The organism is Streptomyces sp. NPDC001851, assembly GCF_040297165.1.
Lineage (GTDB): Bacteria > Actinomycetota > Actinomycetes > Streptomycetales > Streptomycetaceae > Streptomyces.
Genome location: NZ_JBEOYR010000002.1, coordinates 65,666 through 82,770, shown reverse-complemented (window position 1 = coordinate 82,770; position 17,105 = coordinate 65,666). Strand labels below are relative to the sequence as shown.

The following is a 17,105-nucleotide window of genomic DNA, read 5'->3' as shown; positions in this document are numbered from 1 at the left end:
CGGTGATGACCCGGGCCCGCCGTTCGCGCTCGGCCTCGGCCTGGCGGGACATGGACCGCTTCAGCGACTCCGGCAGCTGGACGTCCTTGATCTCGACGCGGTCGATGTGGACGCCCCAGCCGGCGGCCGGGCTGTCGATCATCAGGGCCAGTCCCTCGTGCAGCCGCTCCCGGTCGGAGAGGAGGTCGTCTAGGTCGCTCTTGCCGATGATGGAGCGCAGCGAGGACTGGGCGACCTGGCCGACGGCGAAGACGTAGTCCTGGACCTCGATGGCCGCACGCACCGGGTCGGTCACCCGGAAGTAGACGACCGCGTCGACCTTCACCGACACGTTGTCCCGGGTGATGCCCTCCTGGGTGGGCACGGGCATGGTCACGACCTGCACGTTCACCTTGCGCATCCGGTCGGCGAAGGGGATGAGGAAGGTGACACCGGGCTGGCGGTGGGCCGGCAGTGCCTTGCCCCACCGGAACACCACCCCGCGTTCCACCTGGTTGACGACCCGCATCCCGCTCTTCAGCACGAGCAGCAGGAGCAGTACTACGACGACCACTGCGACGACGGTGCCTTCCATGGCACTCCCATCTCCGACGCGTTCCTTCGTCCGGTACAGGACAACCGGGAGGACATCGCGGCGGGGCCCGGCGGATGCGGCCGGGGCGTCAGGGAAGCGTAAAGAAAACTCGGCCTCCGGCTGACCGGGCCTCCAGCGGGCCTGGAGCGGGAGCGGGCAGCGTGGGGGTGGTCGGGCCGCCTCAGCCGGGCGGCCGTTGTCACTGAGGGGAGACGCCGTGTCCCAGGCGGTCAGGAAGACGTACGCGCAGGTCTCCGGGGAGGTCTACGCCGAGGTCCGGACGTTCTACGCACGGCAGATGCGCCGGGTCGACGCGCTGGACATCGAGGGGTTCGCCGCCACGTTCACCGAGGACGGGGAGGTCGTCCACGCGGGCGGGGCCGTGCAGCGCGGGCGGGAGGAGATGCTCGCGGGGATGCGGGCCGCGCTGCCCCGCTACCGCGACATCGCGGTACGGCACTGGTTCGACCATGTGCTGATCGAGCCGGACCCGGCCGACGCGGACACCCTGCACGTGTCGTACTACTCGCTCGTCACCCAGACCGACCGGGAGGGCAACGTCGTCTTCGAGCCGACCTTCACCGTCGAGGACGAGCTGGTGCGCCGGGGCGGCGCGCTCTACACCAGGCGCCGGGTGATCCACCGCGACACCCCGGTGGAGCCGCCCGTGCACGCCGGCTGAGCCCGGGAGGACAGCGCACAGGGGATGCGCCGGACGGTGTACGACCGTCCGGCGCATCCCCTGTGCGCGTGTCACGCGTGGCAGGCGGGCAGCCCGCCGTGGAAGGCGACCATCTCCTTGAAGGACGCCACGACGTCGAGCCGGGCGCCCGGGGCCAGGCCCTGCTGCTCGGCGTAGGCGCGGTGCAGATTGCCCACCAGACGCTCGGCGTCGACCAGGGCGGCGAACTCGCCGAGGTCGGCGCGCCGCGCGGCCTCAAGCGGGGTCAGGCCGTCGCGCAGGCCGTCCGCGGCCAGGCGGCCGAGCAGCCGGAGGTACGCCTCCGTGAAGTCCAGCAACTCCGGGCCGCCGACCGGCCCGTGGCCCGGGACCACGGTACGCGGGCCCAGCGCGCGCAGCCGCCGCAGCGCCTCCAGCGAACCGGTGACCGAGCCCATCAGGACGTAGGGGGTGACACCCGACCACACGACGTCGCCGGCGAACAGCACCGCCTGCTCCGGGACCCACACCACCACATCGTTCGCGGTGTGCGCGGGGCCCACATGGAGCAGCTCGGCCCGCGGGCCGCCCGTGTGCAGGGTCAGCGTGTCCTCGAAGGTGACCGAGGGCAGGGTGAGCGGCGTCCCGCCCCACTCCACCTGCGGCCACAGCCCGCGCAGGTGCAGACCCGCCTCCGCGCTGTCCGCCCGGGTCCCGGCGTGGGCGACGACCAGCGCCCGGGGCGTGAACTGGCCGTTGCCGAAGGTGTGGTCGCCATGGAAGTGGGTGTTGACCACGAAGTCCACCCCGCCGGGCACGACCCGCTCGACGGCCTCGCGCAGCCGCCGGGTACGGGCCTCGGTGGCCGCCGTGTCGACGAGGACCGCGCGGTCCCCGCCGACCACCAGACCCGCGTTGTTCACACACCATCCGCCGCCGGGCTGCACATACGCGTACACCCCCTCCGCCACCCGCTCCAGCGACGGCGGTGCCTGGACCGGAGCGCTCATGCCGCCCTGCCCCGGTCCGCCGCGGCCGGCGCGGCGGCGAGGTGCGCGTACGCGCCGCGGTGGAAGACCAGCGGCCGCGCCTCACCGGGCCGGTCGTGCACCGTCGCCACCCGGCCGATGAGCAGGACGTGGTCGCCGGCCTCGTGCTCGTCGTACAGCTCGCACTCGAAGTACGCCTCGGCCGAGGGGATCACGGCGTGGCCGAGCCGGCCCGCGACCGCGCCGAGGCGCGCCATCGCGGCCCGGCCCGCCGGGCGGTCCGGGCGGCAGAACTCCTGGGCCAGGTCGCGCTGCGGCTCGCTGAGCACGTTCACGGCGAAGCCCCCGCCGCGCACGATCCGCGGACGCATCCGGCCGTCCGCCTTGACCGAGACCAGCAGCAGCATCGGATCGAGGGACACCGAGATCAGACTGTTGAGGGTCATGACGATCGTGTCGTCGCCGCTGCCCCGCGTGAGCAGGGTGACCCCGGTGGGGAAGCGGCCCATCGCGGCCCGGAAGGCGGCGACGTCGGTGGTGGGTTCGGCGAGCAGCGTGCCACCGGTGTCGGTCATCGGTCAGGCTCCTTCAGTAGTTGCCCAGGCCGCCGCAGACGTTGAGCGCCTGGGCGGTGATGGAGGCGGCGGTGTCCGAGGCGAGATAGCCGACCAGGCCGGCCACCTCCTCGGGCGTGGAGTAACGGCCCAGCGGGATCTTCGCGTTGAACTTCTGGAGCATGTCCTGCTCGCTCACGCCGTAGTGGTCGGCGTAGCCCTGCCGGACCCGCTGCGCCATCGGCGTCTCGACATAACCGGGGCACACCGCGTTCACCGTGATGCCGGTCTTCGCCAGCTCCTTGCCCACGGCCTTGGTGAAGCCGACGACGCCGTGCTTGGAGGCCGAGTACGGCGCGGCCAGCTCGACGCCCTGCTTGCCGCCGGTGGAGGCGATGTTGATGATGCGGCCCCAGTCGCCGTCCCGCATCCGCCCGGTGCTCAGCACCTCGCGGGTCACCCGGAACGTGCCGTTGAGGTTGGTGTCGATCACGTCGAGCCACAGGGCGTCCGGCAGTTCGGCGGTGACGCCGCCCCCGCCCCGGCCCGCGTTGTTGACGAGGATGTCGATCCGCCCGTACGCGGCCACCGCCGCCTGAACGGCGGCCCTCACCTGCTCGCTGGAGGTGACGTCGCAGACCGCGCCGGAGACCTCCAGGCCCTCCTCGCGCAGCCGCTTCACCACCGCGGTGACGCTTTCCTCGGCACGCGCCACCCCGAACACCGCCGCCCCCTGCCGGGCCAGCAGTTCGGTCACGGCCAGCCCGATCCCGCTGGTCGCGCCGGTGACGAAGGCAACCCGTCGTCCCGCTTCTGTCATCGTGCTCTCCCAAGAGGTCGTGGGGCCGGGGACGGGACGACCGTGGCGGCGGGGCCTAGGACGACGGTCGCCTTTTGCCGGAGTCGGGCGCGGACGGCGCCCATGGGGGCGCGGGGAACTGCGCGACCGGCCACGACGGCGCGGCAGCCGAAGGACGACCCGTCGCGGCACCACCTGCAGAGCGACCCGGCCTCCAGTACATGTCGAGCCCCGCACGCCAGCGTGGCCGAACCTGTGCAGCCGCTGACGAGGAGGACCCGTGCCCGAGCAGACCCAGACCATCCCCGACGTACGGAAGTCGGTGACCGTGGCGGCCACTCCCGCCGACTGTTTCCGGGTGTTCACCGAGCACCCCGCCGAGTGGTGGCCGGACTCCCACGTACTGGTCAAGAAGGAGCGGGCCGGACTCGCCTTCGACCCGGGCGTCGGCGGCCGCTACTACGAGTGGGACGTGGCGGGCACCGAGATCGCCTGGGGCCGCGTCCTGGAGTGGCAGCCGGGTCGCCGGCTCGTCATGACCTGGCGCATCGACGGCAACTGGCAGTCCATCCCGGACGACGAGCGGGCCAGCGAGATCGAGGTCGACTTCGAGCCCGTCGACGCCACGCACACCAGGGTGTCGCTCGCACACGTCAAGCTGCACCGGCACGGCGAGGGCGCCGAGCGGATCTTCCGCGCCCTGGACGGCCCCAGCCCGGGGGAGACCCTGGAGCGCTTCGCGCAGGCCGTCGCGCGCGGCGTCTGACCGGTCTCGTCACGACAGGAGGTCACAGGGATGGGACACGACTCCGACAACGCAACAGGACTGCTCCCCGCCGCCGACAAGCTGGCGCTGCTCGCGGCCGAGCACGCCCCCGAGGCGGACCGGCGGCGCGCGCTCGCCCCGGCCGTCACCGAGGCACTGACCGAGGCCGGGTTCGCCCGGCACTTCGTGGCCGGGCGGTGGGGTGGCAGCGAGGGCACGTTCGGTGAGCTGACCCGCGCGGTCCTCACCGTCGGCGAGGGCTGTGCGGCCACCGCGTGGTGCGCGTCCCTGGCCGCGTACTCGGCGCGGTTCGCCGCCCACCTGCCCGCCGAGGGGCACCGGGCGCTGTGGGGCGAGAGCCCGGACACGGTCATCGCCACAGGGCTCATGCCGGCCGGGCGGGCCCGGCCGGCCGACGGCGGCTGGCGGCTCGCGGGCCGCTGGGCCTACGTCAGCGGCATCGACTTCGCCGACTGGGCGCTGCTGTGCGCGGCGGTGGCACAGCCGGACGGCGACGGGCCGCCCGAGCTGCGGTTCTTCGCGCTGCCGCAGGGTTCGTTCAGCGTCGAGCAGACCTGGGACAGCGTGGGGATGCGGGCCACCGGCAGCCACACGGTCGTCGTCGACGACGTCCTCGTACCGGACCATCTGTCGTTCGCCCGCGCCGACATGCTCAGCGGGCGCAACGCCACGTCCGAGGTGCCCGCGCACAACGTGCCGTTCCAGGCCGTCGGCGGGCTGACCTTCATCGCCCCCGTGGTGGGCGCCGCCGCCGGCGCGCTGCGGGCGGCGGGCGGGCTGCTGACCGGGCGCAAGCGCACCGTCACCGCCGAGACCAGGCTCGTACGGGCCTCCGGGCGCATCGACGCGGCCCGGCACCTCGTCGAGCAGAACGCCGGCGTCCTGGACACACGCGCCTTCACGCCCGAGCTGATGGCCCGCAACGAGCGCAACGCCACCTTCTCGGCCGAACTCCTCCAGGACGCCCTGGAGCTGCTGGTCCGTGCCACCGGCACCGGCGGCCTCGGGGAGACGCACGCCCTGCAGCGGATATGGCGGGACGTCACCTCGGCCACCAGCCATGTCGCCCTGCAGTACGACACCGCGGCCCGCAAGAACTACGCCACGGTGCTGCTCGGCCCCGCCGACGACTGAGGCCGCGGGCGCCAACCGGCTCCAGTTCCAGCCGACTTGGTCTCCATCACCGGTTCCTACGGTGGTGGAGACCTTGGCGGCTACAGCGAAGGAGTCATGGTGACTGCCCTTCAGGAATCCGATGTGTACCCCCTGCCCGGTTCGTCGTACCGGGGACCGGCACCGCGCTACGCGGAGCTGCGCCAGACCCGGCCGGTGGTCAAGGTGCGCACCGCGGGCGGGGTGGACGCCTGGCTGGTGACCCGCTACCAGGACGTGCGGGAGCTGTCCGCCGATCCCCGGCTGAGCCGGGCCATGGCCTGTGGCGAGGGCGCCCCCCGGATCGGCGGCACCATGCACACCACCCCCGAGATGATCATCTCGCTGGACTCGCCGGAACACTCCCGGCTGCGCAAACTGGTGGCCGGCGCCTTCACGATGCGCCGGATCGAGCGCATGCGGGACAACGTGCAGAAGGTCTGCGACGAGCTGCTCGACGGCATCCAGGCCCGCGGCGGCACGGCCGACCTGGTGCAGGAGTTCGCGGTGCCGCTGCCGCTGACCGTCATCGGTGAGCTGCTCGGCGTGCCCGCCGAGGACCTGCGGACCTTCGAGAAGTGGGCCCGCGCCTTCGCCACCGTCGACGAGCGGGCCGGCGGCAAGGAGTCCCTCGACGGGCTCGCCAAGCTCAGCGAGTACATCGTCGGCCTCATCGCCGAGAAGCGCGCCCACCCCACCGACGACATGCTCTCCGAGCTGATAGCCGCCCGCGACAACGACGACCGGCTCAGCGAGCAGGAGCTGGTCACCTTCGGCTTCACGCTGATCGGCGCCGGTTTCGACACCACCGCCAACCAGCTCGCCAACTCGGTGCTGGCGCTGCTGGTGGACGCCCGCGACCAGTGGGACTGGCTGCGCGAGGACCGCTCCCGGATCCCGGTGGCCGTCGAGGAACTCCTGCGGCACGTCAACCTGTTCGCCACCGACACCTCCGGGTTCCCGCGGATCGCGGCCGAGGACATCGAGGTCGGCGGCGTGACCATCCGCAAGGGCGATGCGGTGCTGCTGGCCCTGGCCTCCGCCAACCGGGACGAGACCGTCTTCTCCGACCCGGACCGCCTCGACCTGGCCCGCGCGCACAACCCGCACATCTCCTTCGGGCACGGTCTGCACTACTGCCTGGGCAAGCACCTGGGCCGCATGGAGCTGGTGATCGCCATCGAGGGTCTGCTGACCCGCTTCCCCGATCTGCGCCTGGCCGTGCCCGAGTCCGAACTGCCCTGGCACGTAGGCGAGATCAACCACACGCTGACCAGCCTGCCGGTGGTCTGGGGGGACTGAGCGCAGCCGCCTCGCGGACAGCACACAAGAGCCGGTCCCGGAACCCGCCAGGGGTTCCGGGACCGGCTCTTTCGGCTACGGCGGCGCGGGCTGCGGCGGTCAGCTCGCGGCGGCGCCGGCGTCCTTGACCGGGCCCATCACCGCGAACCGGGCGCCCTGGTCGTCGGCGACGAGGGCGGAGCGCCCGAACGGGCTGTCCGACGGCTCACGGCTCACACTGCCGCCGAGCTCCAGCACCTTCGCCACCGTCTCGTCGGTGTCCGCCACCGAGAAGTAGACGAGGGCGTGCGCGGGGACGTCGGCCGGGATGAACTCGCCCATCTGCAGGCGGCCGGCGACCGGCTGCGGGTTGCCCTGCTGGAACCACAGCTTGAAGTCGAAGGGGCCCTCGGAGATCTGCTGCCCGGTGAAGCCGAACACGGTCTCGTAGAACGGGTCGACGGCGGCCTTGTCCCGGGTGTAGATCTCCGGCCAGAAGAACGAGCCGGGCACCCCCTGGACGTCGAACCCCGCACGGGTGCCCGGCTGCCAGGCGCCGAAGTGCGCCCCGCCCGGGTCGGTCGCCACCAGCAGGGTGCCGGCGTCGCCGATCGCGGTCGGCTCCACCACGACCTTGCCGCCGGCCTCCCCGATGCGCCGGGCCAGGTCCTGCGCGTCCGGGGTGGCGAAGTACAGGTTCCAGGCGGCGGGGGCACCGCCCTGCGCGGCCGCGAGGGCCGCGACGTTCTTGCCGTCCTTCAGCGCCGGCGTGTAGAAGCCGAACCGCTCGTCACCCGGCTCGAAGGTCCAGCCGAGGAGCGCACCGTAGAAGCGTCGCGCGGCGTCCAGGTCGGGGACGCTGACGTCGACCCAGCACGGGGATCCGGCGGCGAATGCGGTCATGTCTGCCTCATTTCGTTGCAACGGGGGTGCACAGACGTGTCACGGCGCACGCTAGGGGAGTCCGCTGGAGCGGCGGACGAGAACGGCCCGCGCCCGGCTCAAGGGGAAGGAGCCGGGCACGGGCCGAGGACGCGGTGGGCCGCGCGGGGATCAGGACACCCGGGTGCCCAGCGCGCTGACCGTGATGGGGCCGAGGCGGGCACCGGTCTTCTCGACGACGGTGAACGCCACGGCGGTCGTGGTGAAGGTGTCGCCGCGGACCCGGCCCTGGTGGACCGCGTACACGGTGCCCGGGTAGGTGCCGCCGCCGTCGGCCACGTCGGGTCCGCCGTGCGTGATGGAGAACGCGAACGAACCGTCGGGCCGCGCCGTCCAGTAGCCGGTGCCCGGGTACTGGGGCCTGCCGTCCGGCCCGGGCGCGCCGTCCGTGGTCAGCGTGTGGTCGGCCGCGAAGGTGAAGTGCGATGTCGAGGTCACCGCGTCCGGCCCGGTGCCGATGGTGACGGCGGTGGTCCAGGTGCCCACCGGGGACACCGCCGGGGAGTCCTCGGCGGCGGCGGTGGAGGCGGCCCCGGTGAGTACCGCGGCCACCAGGGCGAGCCACAGGCCGAGGGCTCGCAGGGTGGCGCGGCGGGGCCGCACAGGAGTGGTCGTGCCGGTGTCAGACATGGGGGGAACCTCTCGGACGTGGGGGTGGGGTCTGACTCGTTCCTGCCGCGCCGGCCCGCGCGGCGTGGGTCACCGCGTGGTGGCGTCGGACACCTTGACGGCCTGTGCGCTGACCGGGATGGGGCCCTGAGTGGTGCCGTCCTGCTGGGTGGTGAAGGCGTAGGCGTGGGTGCTGAAACGGGTGCCGTGCCGGCTGAGGTGCCCGATGTGCTCGGCCTGTACGGCACCGAGGTAGGCGCCGTCCGGACGGCCGTTGTGGCTGATGTACATCGCTATGTCGCCGCGGTCGTCCTCGTTCCAGAAGCCGTGGGCGACGTAGGCGGGCACACCGTCGCTGTCCTTGGGGCCCTCCGCCGACAGCCGGTGGTCCGGGGCGAACACGAAGCGCGGCGTGGTGACGGCCGTGCCGCCGTCCGGGGTGGTGACGGAGACCGTGAGGTCCCAGGTGCCGACCAGGGAGTCGGTGGCGGGAGCCGCGCCACTGGGCGCCGCCGACAGGGTCAGCGCCCCGGCGATCGCGGCGGACACGGTCAGCGACGCCAGCAGGGTGCGGCGGGTACGGGTGACTGTGGTCGATCTGGTCTCGGACATGTGGGGTCAGCCTCTCTTGTGCCGGTGCTGGTGCTGGTGCCGGTTTCCGGTGCTCTGGTCCGGCCGGTCCGCGGGTGGTGTCATGCGGGCGCCGGGGCCGGTGAAGCCGGCCTCATGACGAAGGACTTGAGGTCGAAGCCCGGGGTGCGGGCCTCGGCGGGGGAGGGGCCGGTGCCGGACGCCAGCAGGCGGCGGGCGATGGCGTGGTCCGCGGGCCTGCCGACCGACTCGGCGCCGGTCAGCCGGCCCTGGCGGAAACAGAGCACGGAGAAGCGGGCCCCGTCGGGATCGCCGACGGTCACCGTCTCGTCGTGCCCCGCGGTCAGTCCGGCCATCTGCAGCCGCAGCGCGTACTGCTCGGACCAGAACCAGGGGACCGCGGTGTACGGGGCGGACTCGCCGCAGATCGCGGCGGCCACACACCGGGCCTGGTCCGATGCGTTCTGCACCGACTCCAGGCGAATGTGGCGCCCTTGCCGGGCGCTGGGGAAACGGGCGCAGTCGCCGACGGCGTACACGGACCGGTCGTCCGTGCGCAGCCACTGGTCGACGATGACGCCGTCGCCGACGAGGAGCCCGGCCTCGGCGGCGAGCCGGGTCTCGGGCAGCGCGCCGACGCCGACGACCACGAGGTCCGCGGGCAGCCGCCGGCCGTCCAGCAGCTGCACTCCGGCGACCTCGCCCGCGGCGGTTCCGTGCAGGGCCGTGACCTCCGCGCCGAGCAGCAGCCGTACCCCCTGCCGCTGGTGCCGGCCGGCCAGCCAGGCGGACATCCGCGGGGTGAGCGCGCGGGCGAGGACGCGGCGCTGCGCCTCCACCACGGTGACGTCGTGGCCCAGGCCGCGTGCGGTGGCGGCCGTCTCCAGGCCGACGAACCCGGCGCCGAGCACCACGACCTGCCGGGGCGGCCCGGACAGCAGGCCGCGCAGGGCCTCGGCGTCCGCGAGGGTGCGCAGGGTCAGCACACCGGACAGGTCCATGCCGGGCACGGGCAGGGTGCGCGGCCGGGAACCGGTGGCGAGGACCAGCTTGTCGTAGCGCAGCGTGCCGCCCGAGGCCAGCCGGACCCGCTGCACGTCCACGTCGACGCGCTCGGCCCGGTCACCGCAGACGAGGGTGATGTCCTGGTCGGCGAAGAACGACTCGGTGCGCAGCGTCAGTTCGTGGTGGCCGGTGGCGCCGGTGAGGAAGCCCTTGGACAGCGGCGGCCGCTGGTACGGCGGCACCGGCTCCTCGCCGACCAGGGTGACCGGTCCGCCGTAGCCCTTGGCGCGCAGCGCGGCCGCCGTGTCCAGGCCGCCCTGCCCGGCGCCGATGACGACGACCCCCCGGGCGGCCATCAGCTCTGCGCCTCGGGCAGGTGCACCACGAGCCCGTCCAGCTCCTCGCTGACCGGCAGCTGGCAGCTGAGCCGGCTGGTCTCCCGGCGGGGGCAGGCCGTGCCGTACAGCACGTCGTCCTCGACGGAGTCCATCGCCGGCAGCGGCACGGTGCTGTTCTCGTCGACGTAGACGTGGCAGGTGCCGCACTGCGCGGAGCCGCCGCACTGCGCCTCGATGCCGTCGATGTTGTGGAGTTTCGCGCCGCGCATGACCGTGTTGGGTGCCTGGACGTCGACGACGGTGGCGGTGCCGTTGGGATGCAGATAGGTGATCTTGGCCATGGCGCTCTCCTCGGGGAATGTCGTCCGGCCCTCACGTACGGACACGTACGGAGGGGGACTGTGGGCGCCGGGTCTTGAGACGCCCTTGAGCGCACCTTTAGGCGGCTGGCCGGGGCCGTACGGCTCGACCCGGCCGCGATCGGCCGTCGACCGTCCGGGCCCAGCGTGCCCGCATGACCGCTTCGACCGTGCGCCCCGCCGCGACGCCCGTCCGCACCGGGCCGCGGCTCGGGCTCGTCCTCGCCGCCTGCTGCCTGGGCCAGTTCATGAACGTGCTCGACGCCTCGGTGGTCAACGTGGCACTGCCCGCCATCGCCGGGGACCTGCACTTCGACCGGCACCACCTGCAGCTGGTCAACAACGCCTACACCGTCGTCGTGTGCGGCTTCCTGCTGCTCGGCGGCAGACTCGCCGACCTGTTCGGGCAGCGCAGGATCTTCCTCGCCGGCGTCGGCCTGTTCACGCTCGCCAGCGCCGTCGGCGGGGCGGCGCACAGCCCCGCGACCCTGATCGCGGCCCGCGCCTTCCAGGGGCTGGGCGCCGCCGTCATGGCGCCCGCCACGCTGACCGTGCTCGGCACGACGTTCACCCGGCCGCGGGCACGGGCGAAGGCCTTCGGCTGGTGGAGCGGGGTGTCCGGGGCGGCGGGGGCGGTCGGGGTGCTGGCCGGCGGCGCGATCACCGAGTGGCTGTCCTGGCGCTGGACCCTGCTGGTCAACGTGCCCATCGGGCTGGTCCTGTGCGTGGCCGTCCGCTGGGTCGTGCCGCGGGGGCCGCGCCGCGACGGGCCGCGCCCCCGCCTCGACGTCCCCGGTGCCGTCACCGTGACGCTCGGCCTGATGGCGGTGGTCTGCGCGGTCGCCGGGGCGGACACCTACGGCTGGACGTCGGCGGCCGTCCTCGCCCCGCTCGCCGGCGGGGCCGCGCTGCTCGGGCTGTTCGTGCTGATCCAGGCGCGGTTCGCCCGGCATCCGCTGGTGCCGCTCGACGTCTTCCGGATCCGCTCGGTGGCCGCCGCCAACCTGGTCGCCTTCTTCGGCGTCGCGGCGCTGTTCAGCACCTTCTACTTCTTCACGCTGCTGCTCCAGCAGGTCCTCGGCTACAGCCCCGTACGCACCGGTCTGAGCTACCTGCCGCTGTCGGTGGGCATCGCGCTCGGCGGCTGGGGCGTCTCCGGGCTGGTCCCGCGCACCGGGCCGCGGCCCGTGCTGCTCGGCGGGCTGTCGCTGTCCTGCCTCGGCCTGCTGTGGCTGGCGCGGGCGGACGCGGACGCCGCCTACGTCACGGACCTGCTGGGCCCCGTGCTGCTGCTCGGCTCCGGCATGGGCGCGGTGCTCAACGCGACGACGAACGCCGCCACCGCCGGCCTGCCGGCCCACCAGGCGGGCCTGGGCTCCGGACTGCTCAACAGCACGCGCCAGCTCGGCAGCGCCCTCGGCCTGGTGACCCTGGCCGCGCTGTCGGCCCACCGCATCGACGAGGCGACCTCCCCGGGATCGGCGCCCACCCCCCACGCCCTCGCCTCCGGCTACGGCCTCGCCCTGACCGGCGGCGCCGTCTTCGCGGCCCTCGGCCTCCTCGCCGCGCTGGCGGTGCCGGGGCGCAGGGCCGGCTAGACACGCGGCTGCGCCGTACGGGACCGACCAGCCGTCCAGGATGTCTCAAGCCGCCGACGGGACGCTGAACCTCCTGACCAGAACGGAGGTTCGCGGTGCTCACCGACTTCTACGCCCAGCGACCGCAGTGGTCGCCGGCCCCCGACGACGAGCTGCTCGAACACGCGACGATCCAGGTGCCGCGCGACTACGCGGACCCGGGCGGCGAACGGATCGAGATCGCCCTCAGCCGCCGCCGCGCGACAGCGCCGGCGCGGCGCCGGGGCATCCTCCTCGGGGTCAACGGAGGCCCCGGCGGCGACTGGGGCGCCGGCCGCCGGCTGCCCGACGAGTACGCGGGCACGCCGCTGCACGAGGTGTACGACCTGATCGGCTTCGACCCGCGCGGCACCGGCGCCTCCACCAACCTGCTCGCCGAGGTGACCGTCCCCCAAGCCCCGTTCGACTCCCGGCCGCCCGACGCGCTGTTCCCGCAGCTCGCCGAGGACATGCGGCTGCGCGAGGAGGCCTGCGCCCGCGCCGGCGGCGAGCTGCGCCGCCACATCAGCACCCCCAACACGGCCCGCGACATGGACGTGATCCGCGGCGTGCTCGGCGAGCAGAAGCTGAACTTCGTCGGATACGCCTACGGGGCGTACGTCGGAGCCGTGTACGGCACCCTGTTCCCCGCCCGCCTCGACCGCAGCGTCCTCGACTCGTGCGTCCACCCCGACTGGACCTGGCGCGAGCAGTTCCTGTGGCAGGGCGACGCGGTGCGGCGCAACGTCGAGCGGTGGGCCGAGTGGACGGCCGCCCGCCATCTGCACTTCGGCCTGGGCGACGCACCCAAGAAGGTGTTCACCCGGGTCGAGGACGTCGTCGTACGCCTCGACGGCCTCGGCCGGGGCCCGCACCTGCGCACCCTGTTCGACGGCGCCGTCGGCAACCGCGCGGCCGACCGCGGCCGGTGGGCCGAACTCGGCACCCTGGTCGGCGACCTGGACAAGGCCGCCGCCGCCGGAGACGCCGAGGCCTGCCGGCGGCTGCTGCAGGAGCAGGGCACCTGGCGCCCCGACGACAGCGAGGGCTCACTGCGCTGCGGCGTCCTGGAGGCCATCACGCTGGAGCACGCCTGGCCCGCCGACCTGGAGGTCTACTACCAGGACATGCGGACGTTCCGGGAGCGCTACCCGTACGGCTACGGCGTGCTGCGCGCCCAGCCCTGGGTGGGTGCCTTCCGGGCCTTCCAGCCCGCCGAACCCCCCGTCGTGCCGGTCCGCGACGGCTACCCGGTGGGCCTGGTGGTGCAGGCCGACGGTGACCCGATGGACCACTACGCGGGCGGCGTCGCGATGGCGGAACGCCTCGGCCACCATCTGCTCACCGTCGAGGACTCCGGCGAGCACGAGGTGTACGTGCTCGGCGGCAACCCCTACGTCGACGCCGTCGTCCACCGCTACCTCGTCGACGGCGAGCTGCCGGCCCCCCGCGCCACCTGCCCGGGCCGCACCCCGCGCCCGGACATCGCCGCCGACCCGGCCTGACCCCGGCACCGGCCGGCATGGGCGAGGGGCCCGGTACCGAAGCGGTACCGGGCCCCTCGCCGTCCGGGGACGGGTCTCACCACACGACGGGCAGCTCCCACAGGCCGTAGATGACGGCACCCTCCTTGCGCGGGATCTCCAGGAACGGCTTGGCCAGCTTCAGCGTCGGAACGCGCTGGAACAGCTTGCTCCACACGATCTCCAGCTCCAGGCGGGCCAGGTCCGCGCCGATGCAGTGGTGCACGCCGTGCCCGAAGCCCAGGTGCTTGCGGCTGCCCCGGGTGATGTCGAGCTTCTCCGGCTCGGGGAAGACCTCCGGGTCGCGGTTGGCGGCGAGCCCCAGGCAGAGGATGCCGTCGCCCTTGCGGATGACCTGGCCGCCGATCTCGATGTCCGCCAGCGCGACGCGCGGTACGGCCGTGTCGCCGATGGTCGCGTAGCGCACCAGCTCCTCCACGGCCGGCTTCACCAGCGACGGGTCGTTCAGCAGCAGCTCCAGCTGGTCGGGGTTCTCCAGCAGGCAGGCCGTGCCCAGCGAGATCTGGCTGGCGGTGGTCTCGTGGCCGCCGTTCATCAGCAGCCGCACCATGTTGAACAGGTCCCGGTCGGTGTACTCCTCGCCGGACTCCGCGTAGTCGGCCATGGCCCGGCTCAGCAGGTCCTCGCCCGGCTCGCGCCGCTTGAGCTGGATGAGTTCCCGGATGTACGCGTTGACCTCGACGATCGCGGCCTGCCGCTCCTCGGTGCTGCTGTGCCCGCCGAGCAGGGCCGTGCCGTGCTTGATGAAGAAGTCGTGCTGGTCCTGGGGGATGCCGAGCAGCTCGCAGATCACCGTCATGGGCACGGCGAGCGAGAACACCCGGTGGAAGTCGGCCGGGGGCTGGAGCGCGAGGAGCTTGTCGAGGTGGTCGTCGACGATCTCCTCGATGCGCGGCCGCAGCCGCTGCACCTGCCGGTTGGTGAACGTCAGCGCCGCCTTGCGCCGGGTGGAGCTGTGCTCCTTGCCGTCGTAGCCGATGAACGACGTCTCCGTGCGGTACTCCGGCGGGGCGATGAAGTAGAAGGGGAAGTTGGCGTGCTTGCGGGAGGCGCTGACCCGCGGATCGGTGAGCAGCGTCTTGATGGTCTGGTAGCCCGTCACCGTCCATATGCGCAGACCCGACCCGGTCAGGGTGACCTGCGATACGTCCTTGCCGATCATCTCCGCGTACTCCGCGGGCGGAGTGAAGGGGCAGGTGCGCGCGTACGGGAACGTCTTGGCCTCGGCGGCCGGTGCCGGTGTGTCCGCCTCGGTGGCACTGGTGGTCACGGTGGGTCCTTTCGGGAGGACGGGAGGATCGGAAGGAGTGGATGCCCGGCAGATGCCGGGCCAGCGGCCCGGGACCTAACGGGTGGCGATGTCCAGACCGCCGTCGACCGTGATGATCTGGCCGGTGACCAGCTCGTTCGCCCGGTCCGCGAGGCGGGTGATCCACTGGGCGACGTCCTCGGGCTCGCCGATCCGGCCCAGCGGCACGGTGGCGGCGACACCCGCGAACAGGCCCTCGACCTGCTCGGGGCCGAGGCCGTTGGCCGCGTAGGCCTCGGTGCGTACGAAGCCCGGGGCGACGGCGTTGACCCGGATGCCGCGCGGCGCCAGCTCGGCGGCCCAGCTCCGGGTGAAGCTGTGCACGGCCGCCTTGCTCGCCGAGTACACCGAGCTGTCCGGGCCCGGGTTGTGGCCGCCCCGGCTGGAGACCAGCACGATCCGGCCGCCGGGGGAGCGCAGCTGGGGCAGCAGGTGGCCGGTGAGCAGCAGCGGGCCGAGGACGTTGGTCTCGACGACGTCCCGGGCGGTGGCCGCGTCCAGCGCCGCCAGCGGGCTGAAACGGAAGATCCCCGCGTTGTGCACCAGCACGTCCAGCGCGCCGCCCCGCTCGCCCACCGCGTCGGCGACGGCCTGGGCGCCGGCCTCGGTGGTCACGTCCGCGCCCACCGGCACGATCGCGTCGTGCCGGGCGGCGACCTCGGCGAGCCGTTCCTTGCGCCGCCCGGTGATGATCACGCTGCGGGCGCCGAGTTCCGCGAACGACAGCGCGGCGGCACGGCCGATACCGGTGCCGCCTCCCGTGACGACGACGGTCTGCTCCGCAAAGGGCTGGTCCGGCATGGCGGTTCCCTCTCTGGTTCGGTCCGAGGGAGCCAGTACAGCGGGTGCGTCTTGGGCGGCGGTCGAGCCCGGGGAGAGCAGGCGCGGGTTCAGACCCAGCGGATCTCCGGGTGCGTGAGGCCCGGTGCCGCGAAGGCCAGCAGGTCGCGGCCCTCGCGTTCCACGGCCGTGCGGTCGCGGCGTGCCAGGGCACGCCCCAGCGGCTCGACGACCAGGGCGCCGTCCTCGATCCGCCACAGCGCCCGTACGAAACCGTCCACGAGCACCGTCGACCTGATCAGGCCGTTGCGGGTGAAGACCAGCCGCCGCTGCTCCTCGGTGAGGATGCGGCCGCGGTCGGCGTGGCCGAGCAGGATGTTGTCGAACTCCGGCAGGAACCGCACCGGTGCCGGCGTCGCGGGATCCGGCAGCGGCGCGTCGGGGACGTCGTACAGTTCGGCGCCGTTCTCGTCCCGGAAGACCCGCAGTTCGGGCCGCAGGCGCTTGACGACCGCGCCGATGCGGGTCATCCCGGACCAGGCCTGGACGTCCTTGACGGTGGCCGGTCCGAAGGCCGCCAGATACCGCCGCACCAGGGTGTCCGGCGCGGTGCCGGTGTCCAGGGGCCGGCCCAGCCAGGTCTCGGCCGTGCCGTGCACGGCCTGTCCGCTCTCGCCCCACAGCCCGCGCGGCGGCAGCTGCACCAGCGGCACGCGGGCGCGGACGACGTTGGCCAGGGCGAACGGCTCGTACCCCGGCCAGCGTTCGGCGAGCAGCGCGCCGAGGCCGCCCAGCGTGAGCCGCTCGGCATCGGACAGCTTGCGTCCGTACGCGGTGACCTCGTCCAGGTCGAGGCCCTCAAGGCGGCGGCCGAAGGTGCTGGTCAGCTGCCGGTCCAGGGAACTTTGCAGCACCGGCCGCAGGGACAGGCAGTCCCGTGCCGTGACCAGGTGGATGGTGCCGCGCATCAGCGCGAGACGCACCGCCGCACGCCCCCGGATCAGCTCCGAGAGTTCCCCGGCGGCGAAGCCGGCCAGCCGGGTCCACAGGCCGATGTACGGCGGGTCGGGCGCCTGCGCCTGCATGCCGACCAGGTGCTCCAGGACGGCGGAGGCGGACCCCGGCCGCCGTGCGAGCAGCAGCTGCCGCGCCAGCAGCGCCCTGTTCAGCGCGCGCCGGTCCAGTACGGTCATCCCGCCTCCGCCTCTCTCTCCC

General features: G+C 73.4%; 17 protein-coding genes and 1 pseudogene. 6 read left to right on the top strand and 12 right to left on the bottom strand.

The features are described 5' to 3' along the window. Positions 1 to 49: 49 nt before the first annotated feature. Positions 50 to 508, bottom strand: a pseudogene (locus ABT171_RS03350) (SPFH domain-containing protein); the annotation flags it as partial. Positions 509 to 791: 283 nt separating this feature from the next. On the opposite strand from ABT171_RS03350, the gene ABT171_RS03345 reads away from it, so the two are divergent. Then, positions 792 to 1,256 (top strand): nuclear transport factor 2 family protein, encoded by a 465-nt coding sequence (locus tag ABT171_RS03345; RefSeq protein WP_351239280.1) that lies wholly within the window; start codon positions 792 to 794, stop codon positions 1,254 to 1,256. Between the two features lie 71 nt (positions 1,257 to 1,327). Here the strand turns inward: ABT171_RS03345 and ABT171_RS03340 are convergent, their stop codons facing one another. The 3 genes from ABT171_RS03340 to ABT171_RS03330 are packed head-to-tail and all read right to left on the bottom strand — an operon-like array spanning position 1,328 to position 3,598. Then, positions 1,328 to 2,245, bottom strand: coding sequence for an MBL fold metallo-hydrolase (locus ABT171_RS03340; RefSeq protein WP_351239278.1), 918 nt, complete (start codon positions 2,243 to 2,245; stop codon positions 1,328 to 1,330). Then, positions 2,242 to 2,799, bottom strand: a complete 558-nt coding sequence (locus ABT171_RS03335; protein WP_351239276.1) for a flavin reductase family protein — start codon at positions 2,797 to 2,799, stop codon at positions 2,242 to 2,244. The genes ABT171_RS03340 and ABT171_RS03335 overlap by 4 nt, the downstream gene beginning before the upstream one ends. Before the next feature lie 13 nt (positions 2,800 to 2,812). Continuing rightward, positions 2,813 to 3,598 carry an SDR family NAD(P)-dependent oxidoreductase gene (locus ABT171_RS03330; protein WP_351239274.1) on the bottom strand — a complete coding sequence of 262 codons (786 nt, stop codon included), beginning with the start codon at positions 3,596 to 3,598 and terminating at the stop codon, positions 2,813 to 2,815. Positions 3,599 to 3,857: 259 nt separating this feature from the next. On the opposite strand from ABT171_RS03330, the gene ABT171_RS03325 reads away from it, so the two are divergent. The 3 genes from ABT171_RS03325 to ABT171_RS03315 all read left to right on the top strand — a co-directional run bounded on the left by ABT171_RS03325 (position 3,858) and on the right by ABT171_RS03315 (position 6,818). Further along, the gene (locus ABT171_RS03325) at positions 3,858 to 4,343 is read left to right on the top strand and encodes an SRPBCC family protein (RefSeq protein ID WP_351239272.1); all 486 of its coding nucleotides are present in this window, start codon (positions 3,858 to 3,860) and stop codon (positions 4,341 to 4,343) included. A 30-nt stretch (positions 4,344 to 4,373) separates the two neighbouring features. Continuing rightward, the gene (locus ABT171_RS03320) at positions 4,374 to 5,498 is read left to right on the top strand and encodes an acyl-CoA dehydrogenase family protein (RefSeq protein WP_351239270.1); all 1,125 of its coding nucleotides are present in this window, start codon (positions 4,374 to 4,376) and stop codon (positions 5,496 to 5,498) included. A gap of 96 nt (positions 5,499 to 5,594) precedes the next feature. Further along, positions 5,595 to 6,818 (top strand): cytochrome P450, encoded by a 1,224-nt coding sequence (locus ABT171_RS03315; protein ID WP_351239268.1) that lies wholly within the window; start codon positions 5,595 to 5,597, stop codon positions 6,816 to 6,818. Between the two features lie 99 nt (positions 6,819 to 6,917). Here ABT171_RS03315 and ABT171_RS03310 read toward each other — a convergent pair whose 3' ends face one another. The 5 genes from ABT171_RS03310 to ABT171_RS03290 form a co-directional block, all read right to left on the bottom strand. Then, positions 6,918 to 7,700 (bottom strand): VOC family protein, encoded by a 783-nt coding sequence (locus ABT171_RS03310; protein ID WP_351239266.1) that lies wholly within the window; start codon positions 7,698 to 7,700, stop codon positions 6,918 to 6,920. 150 nt (positions 7,701 to 7,850) lie between these two features. After that, positions 7,851 to 8,369, bottom strand: coding sequence for a hypothetical protein (locus tag ABT171_RS03305; protein ID WP_351239264.1), 519 nt, complete (start codon positions 8,367 to 8,369; stop codon positions 7,851 to 7,853). Between the two features lie 69 nt (positions 8,370 to 8,438). Then, on the bottom strand, positions 8,439 to 8,960 hold the full coding sequence (locus ABT171_RS03300; protein WP_351239262.1) for a hypothetical protein: 522 nt from the start codon (positions 8,958 to 8,960) through the stop codon (positions 8,439 to 8,441). Positions 8,961 to 9,040: 80 nt separating this feature from the next. After that, positions 9,041 to 10,300 carry an NAD(P)/FAD-dependent oxidoreductase gene (locus ABT171_RS03295; RefSeq protein ID WP_351239260.1) on the bottom strand — a complete coding sequence of 420 codons (1,260 nt, stop codon included), beginning with the start codon at positions 10,298 to 10,300 and terminating at the stop codon, positions 9,041 to 9,043. Further along, complete coding sequence (locus ABT171_RS03290; protein ID WP_351239258.1) at positions 10,300 to 10,623, bottom strand: 2Fe-2S iron-sulfur cluster-binding protein; 324 nt, start codon at positions 10,621 to 10,623, stop codon at positions 10,300 to 10,302. Before ABT171_RS03290 ends, ABT171_RS03295 begins: the two co-directional genes overlap by 1 nt. A gap of 173 nt (positions 10,624 to 10,796) precedes the next feature. Here ABT171_RS03290 and ABT171_RS03285 point away from each other — a divergent pair, with 173 nt between their 5' ends. Continuing rightward, the gene (locus ABT171_RS03285; protein ID WP_351239256.1) at positions 10,797 to 12,239 is read left to right on the top strand and encodes an MFS transporter; all 1,443 of its coding nucleotides are present in this window, start codon (positions 10,797 to 10,799) and stop codon (positions 12,237 to 12,239) included. Between the two features lie 95 nt (positions 12,240 to 12,334). Continuing rightward, positions 12,335 to 13,762, top strand: a complete 1,428-nt coding sequence (locus ABT171_RS03280) for an alpha/beta fold hydrolase (protein WP_351239254.1) — start codon at positions 12,335 to 12,337, stop codon at positions 13,760 to 13,762. Positions 13,763 to 13,838: 76 nt separating this feature from the next. Here the strand turns inward: ABT171_RS03280 and ABT171_RS03275 are convergent, their stop codons facing one another. The 3 genes from ABT171_RS03275 to ABT171_RS03265 all read right to left on the bottom strand — a co-directional run bounded on the left by ABT171_RS03275 (position 13,839) and on the right by ABT171_RS03265 (position 17,083). Next, the gene (locus ABT171_RS03275) at positions 13,839 to 15,071 is read right to left on the bottom strand and encodes a cytochrome P450 (protein ID WP_351239252.1); all 1,233 of its coding nucleotides are present in this window, start codon (positions 15,069 to 15,071) and stop codon (positions 13,839 to 13,841) included. A 75-nt stretch (positions 15,072 to 15,146) separates the two neighbouring features. Further along, a complete protein-coding gene (locus ABT171_RS03270) occupies positions 15,147 to 15,911 on the bottom strand; it encodes an SDR family NAD(P)-dependent oxidoreductase (protein ID WP_351239250.1) in 765 nt (254 codons plus the stop codon). Positions 15,912 to 16,000: 89 nt separating this feature from the next. Further along, the gene (locus ABT171_RS03265; protein WP_351239248.1) at positions 16,001 to 17,083 is read right to left on the bottom strand and encodes a winged helix DNA-binding domain-containing protein; all 1,083 of its coding nucleotides are present in this window, start codon (positions 17,081 to 17,083) and stop codon (positions 16,001 to 16,003) included. Positions 17,084 to 17,105 lie beyond the last annotated feature (22 nt).

Bases quoted from the DNA above. Each gene is read 5' to 3' on its own strand.
- ABT171_RS03270 (WP_351239250.1), bottom strand. From the start codon at position 15,911: ATGCCGGACCAGCCCTTTGCGGAGCAGACCGTCGTCGTCACGGGAGGC.
- ABT171_RS03305 (WP_351239264.1), bottom strand. From the start codon at position 8,369: ATGTCTGACACCGGCACGACCACTCCTGTGCGGCCCCGCCGCGCCACC.
- ABT171_RS03310 (WP_351239266.1), bottom strand. From the start codon at position 7,700: ATGACCGCATTCGCCGCCGGATCCCCGTGCTGGGTCGACGTCAGCGTC.
- ABT171_RS03285 (WP_351239256.1), top strand. From the start codon at position 10,797: ATGACCGCTTCGACCGTGCGCCCCGCCGCGACGCCCGTCCGCACCGGG.
- ABT171_RS03335 (WP_351239276.1), bottom strand. From the start codon at position 2,799: ATGACCGACACCGGTGGCACGCTGCTCGCCGAACCCACCACCGACGTC.
- ABT171_RS03290 (WP_351239258.1), bottom strand. From the start codon at position 10,623: ATGGCCAAGATCACCTATCTGCATCCCAACGGCACCGCCACCGTCGTC.
- ABT171_RS03265 (WP_351239248.1), bottom strand. From the start codon at position 17,083: ATGACCGTACTGGACCGGCGCGCGCTGAACAGGGCGCTGCTGGCGCGG.
- ABT171_RS03315 (WP_351239268.1), top strand. From the start codon at position 5,595: ATGGTGACTGCCCTTCAGGAATCCGATGTGTACCCCCTGCCCGGTTCG.
- ABT171_RS03340 (WP_351239278.1), bottom strand. From the start codon at position 2,245: ATGAGCGCTCCGGTCCAGGCACCGCCGTCGCTGGAGCGGGTGGCGGAG.
- ABT171_RS03295 (WP_351239260.1), bottom strand. From the start codon at position 10,300: ATGGCCGCCCGGGGGGTCGTCGTCATCGGCGCCGGGCAGGGCGGCCTG.
- ABT171_RS03300 (WP_351239262.1), bottom strand. From the start codon at position 8,960: ATGTCCGAGACCAGATCGACCACAGTCACCCGTACCCGCCGCACCCTG.
- ABT171_RS03320 (WP_351239270.1), top strand. From the start codon at position 4,374: ATGGGACACGACTCCGACAACGCAACAGGACTGCTCCCCGCCGCCGAC.
- ABT171_RS03330 (WP_351239274.1), bottom strand. From the start codon at position 3,598: ATGACAGAAGCGGGACGACGGGTTGCCTTCGTCACCGGCGCGACCAGC.